Source organism: Pseudomonas sp. AC239 (genome assembly GCF_979258545.1).
This window is the reverse complement of sequence record NZ_OZ409864.1, coordinates 4,204,003-4,219,493: the sequence shown is the minus strand read 5'-3', so window position 1 is coordinate 4,219,493 and position 15,491 is coordinate 4,204,003. Positions and strand designations below refer to the sequence as shown.

The following is a 15,491-nucleotide window of genomic DNA, read 5'->3' as shown; positions in this document are numbered from 1 at the left end:
TGCGCAGCGTTGCTTTTTTGACCTGAGGGAATGCGCCGACCGTGTATTCCCCACCGACACGGACCTTGGCCATGGCTTATCTACAGCAAACCGTCGCCCTCGCCCCTGCCTGCGAACCGCGGAAAAACGCGACTGGCGGACTCAGTCCGCAGCGCGAACGTCAGATCAAACAGTTGATCCTCGATCGCCTGGGCGAAAGTCTCGAAGTGGCTGAACTCGCCCGTGCCTGTTCACTGTCACGCAGTCATTTCTCCCGGGCGTTCAAGTGCAGCACCGGCCTGTCCCCACAGGACTGGATTCGCGCCCAGCGTCTGGCCCGGGCCAAGTTGCTGATCCAGCACACTGACCTCAGTCTGACGCAAATCAGCCTGGAATGCGGCTTCTGCGATCAGGCGCACTTCTGCCACATGTTCACCCGCAGCGAGGGCATCAATCCCTTCGCCTGGCGCTGTCGGGTCATGGGCAAACCGAAAAACACCGCCGCGCAGCCTGTGTTTTGACTGCTGCCGTTACGCCACCCGTTGCACTGATGCCAAAACCTGAGGATTATGCCCGGACACCCCGGATCAGACGGCCTGCGCATGTGCCAGGCACTGGTTCGCCCTGTCCGTCGCATTACCGCAGGAGCGCGCTGTTGAGTTTTCCCCCGAATCAGGCCATTGCCTTTGGCCCCTATCGGATTCATCCCGGGCAACGACTGCTACTTGAAGGCCAACAGCCTTTGCGCCTGGGACGGCGGGCGATGGACATCCTCCTGATTTTGCTGGCCCACGCCGGTGAAGTGGTGAGCAAGCAGCAACTGATGGCCGGGGTCTGGCCAGACAGTGTCGTTGAAGACATCAACCTGCGCGTACACATGGCGGCGCTGCGCAAGGCGCTGGGCGACGGACAGAACGGTCAGCGCTACATCGTCACCGTGGCGCAGCGCGGCTACAGTTTTGTCGCCCCCATCCTCCTCGACAGCATCGAACAGAAACCGGCGATGCCCGTCGCCAGACACAACCTGCCGCTGCGCCGCACGCGAATGATCGGCCGCCAGCCGGTGGTCGATCACTTGATTGCGCAACTGCCGCGCCGACGCTGCATCACCCTGGTCGGCCCTGGCGGCATTGGCAAGACCACCGTCGCCCTGCGCGTCGCCGAACAGCTGATTGGCCAGTATCGCGACGGCATCCGCCTGGTGGACTTGGCGCCGATCGCCGATCCCGCGCTGATCGGCTCGCACCTGGCGGCGCTGCTCGATCTGTCCGCCTCCGAAGACGATGCACAGGCGGGTCTGGTCGACGGCCTGCGTGAACGGAAAATGCTGCTGGTCATCGACAACTGCGAGCACTTGATTGATGCGATCGCGGCGCTCAGCGAGCAGATTCTGCGCGGGGCGCCCAAGGTGCATATCCTCGCCACCAGCCGCGAGAGCCTGCGCGCTGAGGGCGAGTTTGTGCAGCGTCTGGAGTCACTCGAATGCCCGTCCATGTCGACGCCGATGGACCCGGCCCAGGCGCTGGGCTTTGCTGCGCTGCAATTGTTTGTCGAACGCGCCACGGCTGCCCGGGAAAACTTTCAACTGAGGCACGCCGAACTGCCGCAAGCGATCGAAATCTGCCAGCGCCTGGACGGCATTCCGCTGGCGCTGGAACTGGCTGCCGCACAGGTCAGCGAATTGGGCATGGACGGACTGCTCAAACAATTGCGCGAAGGCCTGCCGCCGCTGTCCGCCGGCCACCACAGCAGCGCCGAACGCCACTTGACCCTGCGCGCGACGATGGACTGGAGTTTCAACCTGCTCAATGTCTGCGAGCAAACCTGTCTGCGGCGACTGGGCATTTTCCGTGGCAGCTTCAGCCTCGCCTCGGCAGCAGCAGTAGTGATCGGCCAGCAGATCGATCCCGGCGCGGTGTTCAGCGCCGTCACACAACTGGTGGCCAAATCCCTGCTGAGCGTCGAAGTGGGCGACGAAGATGTTTTCTACCGCTTGCTCGACACCACGCGCCATTACGCACTGGAAAAACTCGAACAGGCCGACGAGCTCAGCGCAACCCGCCAACGCCACGCCGAGCGCTGCCTGACACTGATGCAGCAGGCGCAAGCGGATTGGGATAACACCCCCACCGTGCTGTGGATGGAGCGTTATGCCCGGGGTCTGGAGGATTTGCGCGCGGCGCTGGACTGGAGCCTCAACGGGCCGGGACCCGATGAGCTGGGCGTACAACTGGCTGCCGCTTCGGCACCGTTGTGGCAGGAGCTGTCGTTGCTGCGCGATTACAGCCGCTATGTGCGCCGGGCACTGAGCCTGCTGGAGACTTCGCGAGCAGGCTCGCTCTCACAGCCCTGCCCTCGCCTGCAAATCGCCTTGAAACTGGCGCTCGGCAGCGCCAGCTATCACACCTGGGGCGGCACGCCACAAACCATCCAGGCGTTCGTCGACGCCTGCCGATTAGCCGAAGAACATGGCGATCTGGCCGGGCAACTGCGTGCGATATCGGGGCACATGGCGGTCAACCTGAGCTGCGGACACTACCGCATGGCACTGGCGCAAAGTGAGCAGTTCGACCGCATCGGCGTGCACGGCGAGCCGCTGCTATCACTGAGCACACATCGTTTGCGGGTGCTGGCCTTGCACTATGCCGGTGACCAACCGCAGGCTCGCGTGCATGCCGAGCAGGTATTGCAACGCATGGCCCACAGCGGCCATCTCAATCGCTTCACCCATGGTTTTGGCGTGCAGTACGACCAGAGTGTTGCTTCACTTACGGTACTGGCACGAGTGCTGTGGCTGCAGGGTCTGCCCGAGCAGGCTTGGCGCGCCGCACGGCAGGCGCTGGATATTGCCGTGCAGATCAACCACGGGACCTCGATCTGCTACACCCTGGCGCTGGCCAGTTGCCTGATCGCCCATTACAACGGTGACCGCGACAACGCCCGCGCCTTGTTGCAATTGTTGTTGGAACAATCACAGAAGCATTCGGTGCTGCTGTTCAATAACTGGGGGCGGCAGTATGCCCAAGTGATCGATCCAGACAATGCCGCGCCGGTATCGACGCAGAGCAGCGGTTTGATCCGGGAAGTGATGGTTACGCTGGATGAGCGCTTTGTCGATGAGGCAATGGTCGAGCGAGCACGCAATGGGGACGCGGGTTGGAGTACGGCGGAAATATTGCGGGCACGGGCGGCGGCATTGTTGAAGCATTCACAAACGCCGCTTCGCGAGCAGGCTCGCTCCCACAAGGGGTCGTCGTCGGGCGCGAATTCCGGGTTGTGCGCTGATTCCTGTGGGAGCGAGCCTGCTCGCGAATCGGCCCGCTCGGACACCGCTGCAACCCAAGCCGAACAAACCCTGCAACAAGCTCTCGACATTGCCAGAAACCAGGGCGCGCTGGCCTGGGAACTGCGTAGCGCCACGGATCTCGCTGAACTGTGGCACCGCCAATCGCGCCACCGCGAAGCACTGGATCTGCTCACGCCGATCTACCAGCGCTTTACCGAAGGCTACGCCACCCCGGACTTGCGCAAGGTGCGTGGGCTAATCGACAGCCTGCGCGAGAAATGCCCGGCCTGACGCATTGCGCGTGCGGCTGAGATAGCGCGCATGACGCCGTTCCAGTTCAAGCCACGCGTCGCTGCGCTCAAGCTGATCACGCGCATAGCGGCGCACGGTGTTGAGCATCCAATAGCGAACCTTTGCCTGGATGGGTTGCTGAATCAGCAACGATTTGCGCGCCAGGGCTTCGATGATTGAGGTTAACCTGGAGCCGGCCAGATCCGCACAGCTGACCACGCTCACTGCAGCTTCCAGGGTAAACCCGCTGCCGAACACTGACAGACGCAGCAGCACGCGCTGCTCCGTTTCCGTCAGGTACTGAAAGCTCCAATCGATGGCAGCCGCCATCGACTGATGGCGCGGTTCCGCCGTGCGCCGGCCTTGACCAAGCAACTGCAGACCGTTTTCAACCTGGGCCTGTAGACCGATCAAACCCAGCGCGTCGATCTGCGCTGCGGCGAGTTCGATCGCCAGCGGCAGACCGTCCAGTTGACGGCAGATCTCGCGTACACCCGGCAAATCCTGTTCACGCAAACTGAAGCCATGCTGCCGCGCTCGCGCCCGATTGACGAACAACTGCACCGCCGGATAGCCCAAGGCTTCTTCGACGGTGTTCAATGTCGAGCGCTTGGGGAGCGCCAACAGCGGCACGAAATGCACGGTCTCGTGCGCGACATGCAAGGCTTCGCGACCGGTGACCAGAATCGACAAGCGAGGAGCCGCGTGCAACAGAGTTTCAACCAGAGCCGCGCAGCTGTCGCGCTGGTGGTCGCAGTTGTCCAGTATCAACAAGGCGTGCCGGCCGGTCAGCGTGGAAAGGTCTATCTTCAGGGCGTGCAACACGTAATCGAGCAGCGATTTTTCATCTTCGAGGTTGGCAAGGTCGATCCACCAGGCGCCATCGCGGAAATATTGCAGCAGCAGTTCTGCCACGCGCAGTGCCACCGTGGTTTTGCCAACACCTGGCGCACCGGTAATCGTCATCAAGCGGCACACCGGCATTTGTCGAACCAGACTGCCGACCAAAGCATCGCGACCACTGACGGGTGTCAGTCGAGCCGGAAGATTGTGCAGCGGCTTGAGCCCGGCGGCGGGCATGGGCAGCGCATCATTTGGGTCCTGCTCCACCGGGGCGACAAAACTGTAGCCGCATTGCGCCACGTGAACGATGTAATGCTGGCCCTTGGTGCCATCGCCGAGTGCACGGCGCAGCGCCGCAATGTGCACCCGCAGATTGATCTCTTCGACAATCGACGTCGGCCAGACCTGAGCAATCAACTGCTCTTTGCTGACCACCCTGCCCGCGTGCTTGAGCAGTACCTGCAGAATGTCCATGGCGCGCCCGCCCATGCGCAGCGGTTGCTCTCCCTCGAGAACCAAGCGTTGGCGCACATGAAAGGTGTAGGGGCCAAAACGCAGCACCCGACCGTGGTTTGTGTCGTTGTGATTAGTCATGCCAGACATCTTGGCACCCTTGCGTGACGATACAACCGCCACAGCCGACGCGGTACGGACATCCAGCTGCGCCAGACGGACAGAACCGCTCTAGCTGAACTGTTCCCGGTATTGCAACGGTGTAAGACCAAGCTTTTCGGCGAACAGCGAGCGCATGTGCCGAACGCTGCCGAAGCCACTTTTATAAGCAATGGTCTTCAGGGGCAGATCGCTGGTTTCCAGCAGGCTGCGCGCGCAGTCGATGCGGGCATTCTGCAGAAACTCCATTGGAGTCATGTTGACGTCACGGGCGAACAGCCGAGCGAAGTGCCGTGCGCTCATATTCGCCAGTCCGGCCATGCGCTCGACGGTAAAGGCTTCGTCCAAGTGTTCAAGCACGTAATTCTGTACGCGGGTGACAGGCGTCTCTTGCGGCGAGACTGCTGCCATCAAAGGGCTGAATTGCGCCTGCCCACCCTGGCGTTTCATCACCACCAACAAGACCTTGGCCACATCCTGGGCGATTTTCTTGCCGTGATCCCGGGCCACCACCGCCAGCGCCAGATCGATGCCAGCGGTCACGCCCCCCGACGTGATCAGATTGCGATCCTCAACGTAGATCTGGTCGGTGGTCACCGTAGTTTTTGGAAAAGCCTTGATCAGGCGCTCGGTGTAATTCCAGTGCGTGGTGACGCGATAGCCATCGAGCAGGCAGGCATGGCCGAGGATAAAAGCGCCAGTGCAAATCGAACCGTAGCGTTCGGCGCGCGGCACGGCGTTTCTCAACCAGGCGAACAGTTCGGGAAATCTCTGGTTGTAGGCGCCAGGGCCGCCGGGCACCAATAACAGATCATAGCGCTCGGCCGCTTCGTCGATGTGCAGATCAGCCTGGACCTGCACGCCATTGGAAGCCCTCAGCAAGCCGCGCTCCGTGCCTAACGTCGTCAGTTGATAGTGCAAATCAGATTTCAGATAACGGTTGGCGACTGAAAACACCTCCAGCGGCCCGGCCATGTCGAGCATCAGAAAGTCAGGAAACAGCACCATTGCCACGGTTTTCATGGAGGGCATCACACATTTCAAGGGTCAATATTTACGCTGCAGCCGGGGCATCAAGGCTGACTCCGGCGTGATCAGCATAATCGAATGGGTGAACCATAACGCAAAACTGTCAACCTGAACCGGACAGTCTTTCTATTTCCATCTACTTATTGCCTTGTCGGGTAACCAGTAACCTTCTCCTCACTCGGACGAATTCACGTCCCGCCAGGAGATTTCATCATGCTGACTCTTCGCAAAGCCTCCGATCGCGGCCTCGCCAATCACGGCTGGTTGAAGTCGTTTCACACCTTCTCTTTCGCCAATTACCGCAACCCGCGTGAACAGGGTTTCTCCGACCTGCTGGTGATCAACGACGACCGGGTCGCCGCCGGTAAAGGTTTTGGCCAGCATCCGCACCGCGACATGGAGATTTTCTCCTACGTGCTCGAGGGCGCGCTGGAACACAAGGACACTCTCGGTACTGGTTCGGTGATCCGCCCCGGCGATGTACAGTTGATGAGCGCCGGCAGCGGCGTGGCGCACAGTGAATTCAACCACTCGGCCACCAAGCCCGTGCACTTTCTGCAAATCTGGATTGTGCCGGACGTCAGCGGCGCCAAACCGCGCTATCAACAGGAACACTTCAGCGCGGAGAAAAAACGCGGTCGCCTGCAACTGATCATCTCGCCGGACGGCAACAACGGCTCTCTGAAAGTCCGTCAGGATGCGCGTGTCTATGCCGGGTTATTCGACGGCGAGGAAAGTGCCACGCTGAAATTGCCGGCCAATCGTTACGCGTACGTGCACGTTGCGCGTGGCAGTGTCGAACTCAACGGCCAAGCCTTGCAGGAAGGCGACGGCGTGCGGGTTCGTGAAGAACAGCTGCTTACCTTGAGCAACGGCGTCGATGCAGAGGTTCTGGTGTTCGACTTGCGCCCTCAGGAGTTGCCAGAAATGCCATGATCTGGCGCGATGCACAGCGGCCTTCCACTGAAGGCCGTTTTTTATTGCGGCGACGCCGTTGAGGGTCGTTCAACTGGTTTGGGGGCAGAGACCTCTTTGCCAATCTGAATCGCTGCCAGGGTGGTTTGGATCGTGGTCATCACCGCCGCCTGATTGGCGAAATGCGCGCCAACCAGCAAAGAGGCCACGCCGAGGAAATGCACGGTGGTGGCCGCCCAGTAATGGGCCTTTACTGTCGATGCCTGTCTGATCGCTTCCCGCGATTCGTCGGCAATTTTCTGCACGCCCATCCACATCACGTCATAACGTTTGTCCCGCTCCTGCAGGGCCTTGTCCCGCTCTGCCTGAGCAGCCAGGAACCCGCGAATGTCGGCGCGCATTTCTGCCACGCGGCCGTCCATCCTCGTTTCGATGGTCTCTATCCTGGCATCGAATTCTTCGCGACTTATGCTGCTCATGGTTTGCCTTTTCTGACCTGCGTCCGATCTGTCCGTGCCTGCATATTGATTCACTTCCCTGATTTTCAATTCGACACCTTTATGGCTACCGAGGCCTTCCCTGGCTCTTCGTTTCGATGCGGGACCGAGGTCTGCATCCAACTGCAGTCACAATAGATTTCATCGCCCTCGGCGACAAGCCGGCCCATTCTGCCTCGGACGTAGGCTGTTTCGTCAGACGTTGTAGCCTCGGCAAAATCCTGAATCCACTATTGGTTTTCCAGCGCAAAAGCCTCAACGATCTGCTCGATGACCGCCCGTACCCGCGCGGTGTGACGCAGGTCGGCGTGAGTGACCAGCCACACTTCATACGGCAACGGCCGGGTCCGCTCCGGCCAGAGTCTGACCAGGCCGTCGCGTTCGCCCATGTTCACAGGAATCTCCCCTACCCCGAGGCCGGCGGCAATGGAGCGACGCACCAAAAGGCTGGAACTGAGCGTGGCGACGATGCGCCCACGGCTTAACGGCTCGGACACTAGCGTGAGGTCTTTTTTGCTCTGCAAATACGGCTGATACACCACCAGATCGTGGCCCTCGAAAGCACTGCCGGGCTGCGGTTCGCCATGGCGGTCGACGTAGGCCCGCGCAGCGAAAAGTCCTACAGGCCAGCGGGCGATTCGCCGGGCGATGAGATCCGGGTTATCCGGCCGGGTATTGCGTACGGCGATATCGGCCTCGCGCTTGGCCAGACTGAGAATCTGCGTCGACGCATCCAACTGGATCTGCACATCCGGATGTTGGTCATGCAGGCGCGCCATCGCAGGGATGATGAAGTCGATGGCCAGCGAGTCGGTGGTGCTGACCCGTACGTTACCGGTCAGCCGATCATCCAGCCCATGAATGTGCCGCTCCAGTTCCAGCGCCGAATGCTCCATTTTCTCCACACTTCTGAGTGCCGCCTCGCCGACGGCGGTCAGCGCGTAACCATCGGATGTGCGCAAAAACAGCGTCGCGCTCAACGACTTCTCCAGCGCGGTGACACGCCGTCCGACCGTGGCCTGGTCGACGCCCAGAACCCGCGCAGCCCCACGCAATGTCGACTCGCGACAGACCGCCAGAAACACTCGCGCATCATCCCAATTCATGCTGATCCTCTTAGAAGCATTTCTGCATCAGTGTGCCGCTTAATCGCTGCATATGCGCAGCAACGATAGCCGATAAGCTGAGGGCCATACACCTCTTGTGAGATCGCTATCATGCGTACTTCAAACTCTTCAGGTATCTGGCTGCCGATTTTCGCCGGACTTTGCGCCAGCCTGGTCAGCATTGGCCTGGCGCGTTTCGCTTACACGCCATTGATCCCTTCGCTGATTCAGGCGCAGTGGTTTTCGGCCAACGATGTTGTCTATCTCGGCGCGGCCAATCTGGTCGGTTACTTGATTGGTGCCCTCCTCGGTCGGCCCATGGCTCATCGACTGGGTAACCGTAACGCCTTGCGGCTGATGATGCTGGCTGTCACGGCAGCGTTTTTTGCCTGTGCTTATCCGCTGTCGGTGAGCTGGTTCTTCGGTTGGCGCTTGCTGTCCGGCATTGCCGGTGGGGCGATCATGGTGCTGGTCGCGGCAACCGTGCTGCCTCACGTTCCGGCTTCTCGCAGAGGTTTGGCCAGTGGCGCAATCTTCCTTGGCATCGGCCTCGGGATTGCCGGTTCCGGAACCCTAGTGCCGCCGCTGTTGGCTCTTGGTTTGCAGGCAACCTGGCTGGGGCTGGGCGCGCTGGCGTTATTACTGACCGCGTTGAGTTGGTTCGGCTGGCCTGCCGATACCGCGCATACCGCGGCGGCGCACACGACGTTGGCCGATGAGCCGACACCGCCGGGCGTTTACCTGTTGTTCGCTCAATACGCGTTCATGGCTGCCGGGCTGGTGCCTGCCATGGTGTTTCTGGTGGATTACGTGGCCCGCGGACTGAGCGCGGGGGCGCATATCGGCGCACTGGTCTGGGTCATGTACGGCCTGGGGGCGATTGTCGGACCGGTCACGTACGGTTTTCTGGCCGACCAGCTTGGCGCCCGCGCTGGCATCCGTCTGGTGTTGGTGGTGCAAGCGGTTGCGTTGGGTCTGCTAACCGTCTCCGATTCGTTTCTGGCGCTGGCGTTACTCGCGGTGATCCTCGGCTCGTTCCCGCCGGGCATCGTACCGCTGGCGTTGGCGCGGGTGCATGAGCTGGTGCCGTCGCATCACCATCAGCAGATCGCCTGGAGCCGCGCAACCGTGTCGTTCGCTACCTTTCAGGCACTGGCGGGGTTTGCCTATTCGGCGCTGTTCAACGCTTCGGGCGGCCAGCATACGCTGCTGTTTGTGATCGCCGCCGGCGCGATCGTGATTGCCCTGCTGCTGGAGCAAGCCATGCGCTGGCTGCCCGCTGCAACTCAAACTCGTTGCGCGGCGAACTGAAGGGAATCATTGCGCGCTCGCAGCGCTCCCATCTACACGACCTTTTTCACAGGAATCGACAATGTCACTGCCCAATGAAATGACCCGTATTGAAATCACCGAACCCGGCGGCCCGGAAGTATTGCAAGCCAGACGCGTGCCTCTGCCAAGCGTTGCCGAAGGCCAAGTGCTGATCCACGTTCACGCCGCCGGTATCAATCGCCCGGACGCCCTGCAGCGTGCCGGCAAGTATCCGATGAAACCCGGCATGGACCCGATTCCCGGCCTGGAAGTGGCTGGCGAAGTGGTTGCGCTTGGCCCCGGAGTAACGCGCTTCGCGGTCGGCGATCGCGTGTGCGCACTGACCAATGGCGGCGGTTACGCCGAATATTGCGCGGTTCCAGCCGGCCAGACTTTGCCTGTGCCGGACGGTGTCGACTGGATTCAGGCCGCCGCGATTCCGGAAACCTTTTTCACCGTATGGGCCAACCTGTTCGGCCTCGGCGGGGCCAAGGCCGGCCAGCGCGTGCTGATTCACGGCGGCACGAGCGGCATCGGCACCACCGCGCTGATGCTCTGTCGCGAATTCGGTATCGAGGCCTTCGCCACCGCAGGCAGCGCTGAAAAATGCGCCGCAATCAGCAAACTTGACGGGCAACCGATCAACTATCGAGAAGAGGACTTCGCCAAGGTCATTGCCGAGAAGACCGCAGATCAAGGCGTGAACGTGATTCTCGACATCATGGGTGGCTCGTATCTGAACGGCAACATCAGCGCACTGGCGATGGACGGCCGACTGGTCATGCTCGGTTTCCTCGGCGGCGCCCGCGCCAATGACATCGATCTGCTGGCGATCCTTGGCAAACGCGCCGTCGTCACCGGTTCATTGCTGCGTGCACGCACCGCTGCGGAAAAAGCCGCCATCGCCGATCAACTGCAAGAACACGTGTGGCCTGCCCTCAGCGCCGGGCGCTGCCTGCCGATCATCGATAAAGTATATCCGCTGGCTGACGCGGCTCAGGCCCATGCCCGCATGGAGGGCGGCGATCATATCGGCAAGATCGTGCTGCAAGTGGCATGAGCGATTGCAGCATCTTGTAATCGTTGCGCACTCACGGCGGTCGAAAATAATCCCGCGCAGACCGAGGCATCTGGTAAAAAGCGTTCTTTGTCTGCGCAGTGGTGAAACGATTAATGTTCCTGTCTTTCCTGACTCGTCTGCGACGCCGCCGCCTGGCGTTCGCCATGATGGCCGCGCTGATTATTGGCGTGCCGACGAGTTGTGCCGTACTGGAACACACCGAGCGCAAGTTGCTTTTTCGCATCGAGCCGGGGACTGCCGGCTGGTATCGCGGTCTGCCGGGCAGTGTTCAGGAACTCGATCTGCAACCGAAGAGCTTCAAGGCCGGGCAGAACATCCATGCCTGGTGGTGGCCGGCGGAACGTGCCAATGCCCCGGCAATCCTCTATTTGCATGGCGTGCGCTGGAACCTCACCGGGCAACTGTTTCGCATCGAACAGCTGCGGGCGGCGGGTTATTCGGTGTTGGCTATCGATTATCGCGGGTTTGGCCAGAGCAAGGGCGATCTGCCGTCGGAGAGCAGCGTTTATGAAGATGCCCGCGTTGCGTGGGAACGCTTCCAACTGTTGCAACCGGATCCGAACAAACGCCTGATCTACGGTCACTCTCTCGGTGGCGCAGTGGCGATCGATCTGGCCGCTGAGCTCGGAAAGAACGCCGCGCGTAACCACACGCCTCTGCCGGTGCGCGGTCTGGTCATTGAGTCAACCTTCACTTCTCTGGCTGATGTCGCCGCCGCCGTAGCGAATACCTCGCTGCCGGTGCGCTGGCTGCTTTCACAAAAATTCGATTCCATCGACAAGATTGCCGACATTCACATGCCGCTGCTGGTGGTGCATGGCCTGGCTGATGTCTTCGTGCCGCCGCGCTTCAGCGAGCAGCTGTTCAATGCCGCTGAGCAGCCCAAACGCCTGCTGATGGTGCCCGGAGCGACGCACAACAACAGCATGGCGCTCGGTGGCCAGGGTTATCGCAAGGCTCTGGATGCGTTGATGCAAAGCAAACCGCTGCCCAAGGTTGCCGGACCAGCAGTGGCCAAAGGCTCTAGCGACTCCTGACCGACGTACTGGCATACTGGCGCCGCTTCCGACACCACAAAAAGGACTGAGTGTGTTAACCCGCCCCAACGCCCGATGGATTTACTACCCGATTTGCTGGCTAGCTGTACTTTCACTACTGCTGCACAGCGCTTTCTATGACTGGAATCTGCTGACCCCGATCGACGTCGGCGGTACCTTCATGGGCGGAATCGGTGGACAACTGTTCGCCAGTGGATGGGTCGCGGCCACTGTAGCTTTGTTGTTGGCCATGCTGGCGCGCATACCGGGAGCAATTAATGCCTGCATACTCGCGGGCCTTATGCCTTTGGCCATCGGCATGTGGTGGCAGATCAACTATCCCGACGACGCGGAACAGCGCATCTACAGCATCAGTCCTCACGAAATCGGTAGCGCGATGCTCATCGGCGCGTTGTTGTTGGGACTCGGCCTGTTTTTGCGTTCCAGACTGAGGAAGCAACGCGCGCCCTCGCTTTGGGCGATGATCGGGAGATCGGCCACGGCGATTCTCATATTGACGGTATTTATTGGCGTGCCCATTTATGTCGCCAGGCAAATGTCGCTGCCCCATTGTGCGTTCACCGAAGATGGTCAGCAGTTGACCATATGCTTGAGTGACGACGACAACGAACGTGTGATCGTCGACTGAATACATCACTAGCGCCCAGGCACCCAAAAGCCCAACCTGGTCAGGTCGGGCTTTCGCTTATCGCCTTGCCAATTCGTGGCGTACGCATTGCTCGTAATAGGTCTGCTTGACCGCTGCCGGTTTGAGCTTCGAACTGCTGTTGTAGGTCTGCTCGGTAATGCCCATCGCGGTCATGCGCATCCACGGCTGCTGGAAGCGGCGAACCTGCAGTTGCTTGCGCGCGCCATACAGCGAAACCCCTGACAGCTTGGATTGCTGCGCACCGGCAGCAATGTCCGAGCCCCAGGTACAGGCAAAGCGATGGCCTTTGCTTAACTCTCTTGCCTGCACTCCCGAGGCGATCAAAGCCAGGGAAAACGCCGCAACGGTGATGACAATCGTCCGCATATTGCCAGCCTAACCTTTTGAAAAAGAGGCGATTTTGCCGGGGCGCATTGCGTCTGGGGGCCAGCAATTTGCCTGCTGTCGGGATTTTTTTATCAAAGGTGAATTCGCCGCTCGTCCAGTACCGCGCACCTTTGGCCGGGAGGCCTATCCAACGCAGCACATCCCACCGCGTAGAAGGCCAATGTGATGAACAAGAAAATGCTCGCCCTGTCGTTTTCCAGCCTGTGCCTGATCGGCCCGCTTCACGCTTGGGCAGCCGAAACGACAGCGGGTGCCGCGACCCCTGCCACCGCCCTGCCCGGTGTCAATCATGCAGAAAGCTCTCGCGACCATGATGAGAAGGCGAACAAGAAAGGCGAAGAGTCGTCAGGCGCCAACGCAGGTTCACAGCCGCATGAGACAGAGAAGGATGCCGCGACGTCGAGCGACTCCAGCGACATAGATAAAAAACCCGCTCAGTAAGAGTTGTTTCGCTTTTAGTAACGAAAATCCGATGTCGAAACTAGCGCAGCACAGGGTGATATCAATATGATGCGCGCACTGGCGACCATAGAGGGTGGCCAGAGAAAAATACACCCAAGGAATGCAAATGAAAGATTTCGTCATCGGCGTCAACAACATCGTTCTCTACATTGCACTCGCAGTCATCCTGATCGTGTCTCTGTTCATGATGAGCCAGAGCTTTCTTTCGGGTCTCGGCATGTTCGTAGGCGGCACCCTGGGCTGGTGCATCGTCTCCGGCTTCTGGTTCGTGCAGTCGGCGACCTACGAAGAACTGCGCAAGCTGAACTCGAAAAACAGCTGATCTGCGCCGAGTATTCGTTATAGAGAAAAGGCCAATGTCATCGACATTGGCCTTTCTTTTTTTAGCGGCGAAGAGACTGGTTATTCATTGCTTGGTGCACTGAGCGCCCAGCCCCATGCCCATGGAACCCAGGGCAACCATCGGGCCGCTCGGCAGTTCGCACGTATATTCACCGCTTTCGGTTTGAGCGGTATAGAAAGTTGTATTGAAGTCGCTGCGGATGTTGGACACCTTGATTACAGGTTTCCCAATGGTGGTCTGTGCGCGATTCTTGAGATCACTCTCTCCCGGCTTTACGGTCTGACATCCAGTAACTGCGAGCGCCAATGTTGCGAGTAAAGCGAGAACCGGGATAGTCCTTGATGAGTTCATGCAGATCGACCTTTTTGATTTTCATACCGGAAAAATTCTGGCAATTAGATGCCAAGCGAAAGGACTTTAAAGTCGAGCCGGAACAGGGGCAATTAGGTCGGATGTGCTAATGGCTGAAGGCTAGCGGCGCGCTCAGCGAATCTTTGCGACTGCCTTCCGTATCGCAAGACGCTGCTAATCGGTTTGTAAAATGTCTATCTGCAAGCGATCGCGGCCCTCCTCTCGGCAATCGAAACGAACCGGCAAAAACATCTGAATGACTTCAATGTTGCTGCGTAAATGATCCGTCATGCGTGGCGTGGTGAACGATCCGCGGCCGGCCAGCGCCATTGGCAACAGCAACTGATCGGCCAGGTGCTCCGCGACCGCCGCATCACTGCGCAGCCAGTCTGCAGCCTGATTGATCGCGGCATCAGCGACCTTCTCGGCGCGCAAGGACACTTGCCCAAACGCGCTGAACACCTCAGTGACATGTTCGAAAACATATTCCAGCAATAACACATTGCCCGGGCCGCGTTCCGGATCAATCGTCACCGGTAGCAGCGCCGCCGATGGCCAGTTCAAACGCTTGGCCACCTGACTCAGTTCTCGTTGAGCGACAGTGGGCGCAAGTCCGGCAGTCAGCGCCAGAGCCTGTTGTGAAAGCGCCTCGCCGCGCTCACACAGATCCAGTCGCATCAGGCTCGAAGGCTGCACTCGCACTTCAACCTCACCACCGCCGGCCGGCGCAAAACCATGACGCACCAAGTCCAGTTCGACAACCCCGCCCATGCGTCGCAGCAGCGGTAGCCAACTGCGCGAGAGGAATTCAGTCGGGGGCGCCAGCGGATTGTGCGTGCCGCCAGAGATCGTCACTCGACTGGCCTGCGGTGCCAGCATCAGGGCTGGCAGCAAAGTCTGCAGAACCAGCGTGCAACTGCCCGCCGTGCCGATGGCGAACTTGAAATCACCTGCGCGGATTGCGCCCGGTTCGAAGCTCAAGGCCTGCGAGCCCAAATGCGCACCGCAGATCCGTGCACCACAAACCTCGGCCGCCGCCATCACGGCTGTCAGATGCTGACGCAGCAATCCAGGACGGCTGCGTCTGGCGCGAATCTGTTTAATGCGAAACGCCCGGCCTGTCACCATCGACAGGCTCAGCGCACTGCGCAACACCTGGCCGCCACCAATGGCGCCGTCCAGTTCAATCATTTCTTTCATTGCCAATCCTTATGCGTACGGCGCGACGGTGTCCCTGAGGTATCGATGCAGCCGTCGCAGGTTTTACTGAGTTCTGAATAATGTCGGGATT

Annotated in this window: 16 protein-coding genes; 9 read left to right on the top strand and 7 right to left on the bottom strand. The window is 60.0% G+C overall.

Annotation, left to right across the window (positions count from 1 at the left end):
* Positions 1 to 71 precede the first annotated feature (71 nt).
* Both ACZ0AZ_RS19290 and ACZ0AZ_RS19285 read left to right on the top strand, forming a co-directional pair.
* A complete protein-coding gene (locus ACZ0AZ_RS19290) occupies positions 72 to 500 on the top strand; it encodes a helix-turn-helix domain-containing protein (RefSeq protein WP_129999099.1) in 429 nt (142 codons plus the stop codon).
* A gap of 134 nt (positions 501 to 634) precedes the next feature.
* Positions 635 to 3,556 (top strand): ATP-binding protein, encoded by a 2,922-nt coding sequence (locus ACZ0AZ_RS19285; protein WP_463572230.1) that lies wholly within the window; start codon positions 635 to 637, stop codon positions 3,554 to 3,556.
* On the opposite strand, the gene ACZ0AZ_RS19280 is transcribed toward ACZ0AZ_RS19285, so the two are convergent.
* Both ACZ0AZ_RS19280 and ACZ0AZ_RS19275 read right to left on the bottom strand, forming a co-directional pair.
* Positions 3,521 to 4,993, bottom strand: coding sequence for an ATP-binding protein (locus tag ACZ0AZ_RS19280; RefSeq protein WP_129999101.1), 1,473 nt, complete (start codon positions 4,991 to 4,993; stop codon positions 3,521 to 3,523). The genes ACZ0AZ_RS19285 and ACZ0AZ_RS19280 overlap by 36 nt on opposite strands.
* A 90-nt stretch (positions 4,994 to 5,083) precedes the next feature.
* Positions 5,084 to 6,034 (bottom strand): GlxA family transcriptional regulator, encoded by a 951-nt coding sequence (locus ACZ0AZ_RS19275; protein ID WP_039762128.1) that lies wholly within the window; start codon positions 6,032 to 6,034, stop codon positions 5,084 to 5,086.
* Between the two features lie 219 nt (positions 6,035 to 6,253).
* On the opposite strand from ACZ0AZ_RS19275, the gene ACZ0AZ_RS19270 reads away from it, so the two are divergent.
* Positions 6,254 to 6,976, top strand: a complete 723-nt coding sequence (locus ACZ0AZ_RS19270) for a pirin family protein (RefSeq protein WP_039762127.1) — start codon at positions 6,254 to 6,256, stop codon at positions 6,974 to 6,976.
* Positions 6,977 to 7,017: 41 nt separating this feature from the next.
* Here the strand turns inward: ACZ0AZ_RS19270 and ACZ0AZ_RS19265 are convergent, their stop codons facing one another.
* Positions 7,018 to 7,503: a hypothetical protein gene (locus tag ACZ0AZ_RS19265; protein ID WP_463537925.1), complete on the bottom strand. Its 486-nt coding sequence runs from the start codon at positions 7,501 to 7,503 to the stop codon at positions 7,018 to 7,020.
* Positions 7,504 to 7,682: 179 nt separating this feature from the next.
* Positions 7,683 to 8,558 carry a LysR family transcriptional regulator gene (locus ACZ0AZ_RS19260; protein ID WP_039762126.1) on the bottom strand — a complete coding sequence of 292 codons (876 nt, stop codon included), beginning with the start codon at positions 8,556 to 8,558 and terminating at the stop codon, positions 7,683 to 7,685.
* Between the two features lie 111 nt (positions 8,559 to 8,669).
* Here ACZ0AZ_RS19260 and ACZ0AZ_RS19255 point away from each other — a divergent pair, with 111 nt between their 5' ends.
* The 4 genes from ACZ0AZ_RS19255 (at position 8,670) to ACZ0AZ_RS19240 (ending at position 12,636) form a co-directional block, all read left to right on the top strand.
* Positions 8,670 to 9,869 carry a YbfB/YjiJ family MFS transporter gene (locus tag ACZ0AZ_RS19255; protein ID WP_129999103.1) on the top strand — a complete coding sequence of 400 codons (1,200 nt, stop codon included), beginning with the start codon at positions 8,670 to 8,672 and terminating at the stop codon, positions 9,867 to 9,869.
* Between the two features lie 61 nt (positions 9,870 to 9,930).
* On the top strand, positions 9,931 to 10,929 hold the full coding sequence (locus tag ACZ0AZ_RS19250; protein WP_463537924.1) for an NAD(P)H-quinone oxidoreductase: 999 nt from the start codon (positions 9,931 to 9,933) through the stop codon (positions 10,927 to 10,929).
* Between the two features lie 113 nt (positions 10,930 to 11,042).
* Positions 11,043 to 11,987: an alpha/beta hydrolase gene (locus tag ACZ0AZ_RS19245; RefSeq protein ID WP_463537923.1), complete on the top strand. Its 945-nt coding sequence runs from the start codon at positions 11,043 to 11,045 to the stop codon at positions 11,985 to 11,987.
* A 52-nt stretch (positions 11,988 to 12,039) separates the two neighbouring features.
* Positions 12,040 to 12,636 (top strand): hypothetical protein, encoded by a 597-nt coding sequence (locus ACZ0AZ_RS19240; protein WP_240783216.1) that lies wholly within the window; start codon positions 12,040 to 12,042, stop codon positions 12,634 to 12,636.
* 57 nt (positions 12,637 to 12,693) lie between these two features.
* On the opposite strand, the gene ACZ0AZ_RS19235 is transcribed toward ACZ0AZ_RS19240, so the two are convergent.
* Positions 12,694 to 13,023 carry a hypothetical protein gene (locus ACZ0AZ_RS19235; protein ID WP_039762119.1) on the bottom strand — a complete coding sequence of 110 codons (330 nt, stop codon included), beginning with the start codon at positions 13,021 to 13,023 and terminating at the stop codon, positions 12,694 to 12,696.
* A gap of 186 nt (positions 13,024 to 13,209) precedes the next feature.
* Between ACZ0AZ_RS19235 and ACZ0AZ_RS19230 the strand changes: the two genes are divergently transcribed.
* Positions 13,210 to 13,485, top strand: coding sequence for a hypothetical protein (locus ACZ0AZ_RS19230; RefSeq protein WP_129999107.1), 276 nt, complete (start codon positions 13,210 to 13,212; stop codon positions 13,483 to 13,485).
* Positions 13,486 to 13,612: 127 nt separating this feature from the next.
* Positions 13,613 to 13,828: a hypothetical protein gene (locus ACZ0AZ_RS19225; protein ID WP_039762117.1), complete on the top strand. Its 216-nt coding sequence runs from the start codon at positions 13,613 to 13,615 to the stop codon at positions 13,826 to 13,828.
* A gap of 84 nt (positions 13,829 to 13,912) precedes the next feature.
* Here ACZ0AZ_RS19225 and ACZ0AZ_RS19220 read toward each other — a convergent pair whose 3' ends face one another.
* Positions 13,913 to 14,200, bottom strand: coding sequence for a hypothetical protein (locus ACZ0AZ_RS19220; RefSeq protein WP_129999108.1), 288 nt, complete (start codon positions 14,198 to 14,200; stop codon positions 13,913 to 13,915).
* A 174-nt stretch (positions 14,201 to 14,374) separates the two neighbouring features.
* The gene (rtcA, locus tag ACZ0AZ_RS19215) at positions 14,375 to 15,400 is read right to left on the bottom strand and encodes an RNA 3'-terminal phosphate cyclase (protein WP_463537922.1); all 1,026 of its coding nucleotides are present in this window, start codon (positions 15,398 to 15,400) and stop codon (positions 14,375 to 14,377) included.
* Between the last annotated feature and the right edge of the window lie 91 nt (positions 15,401 to 15,491).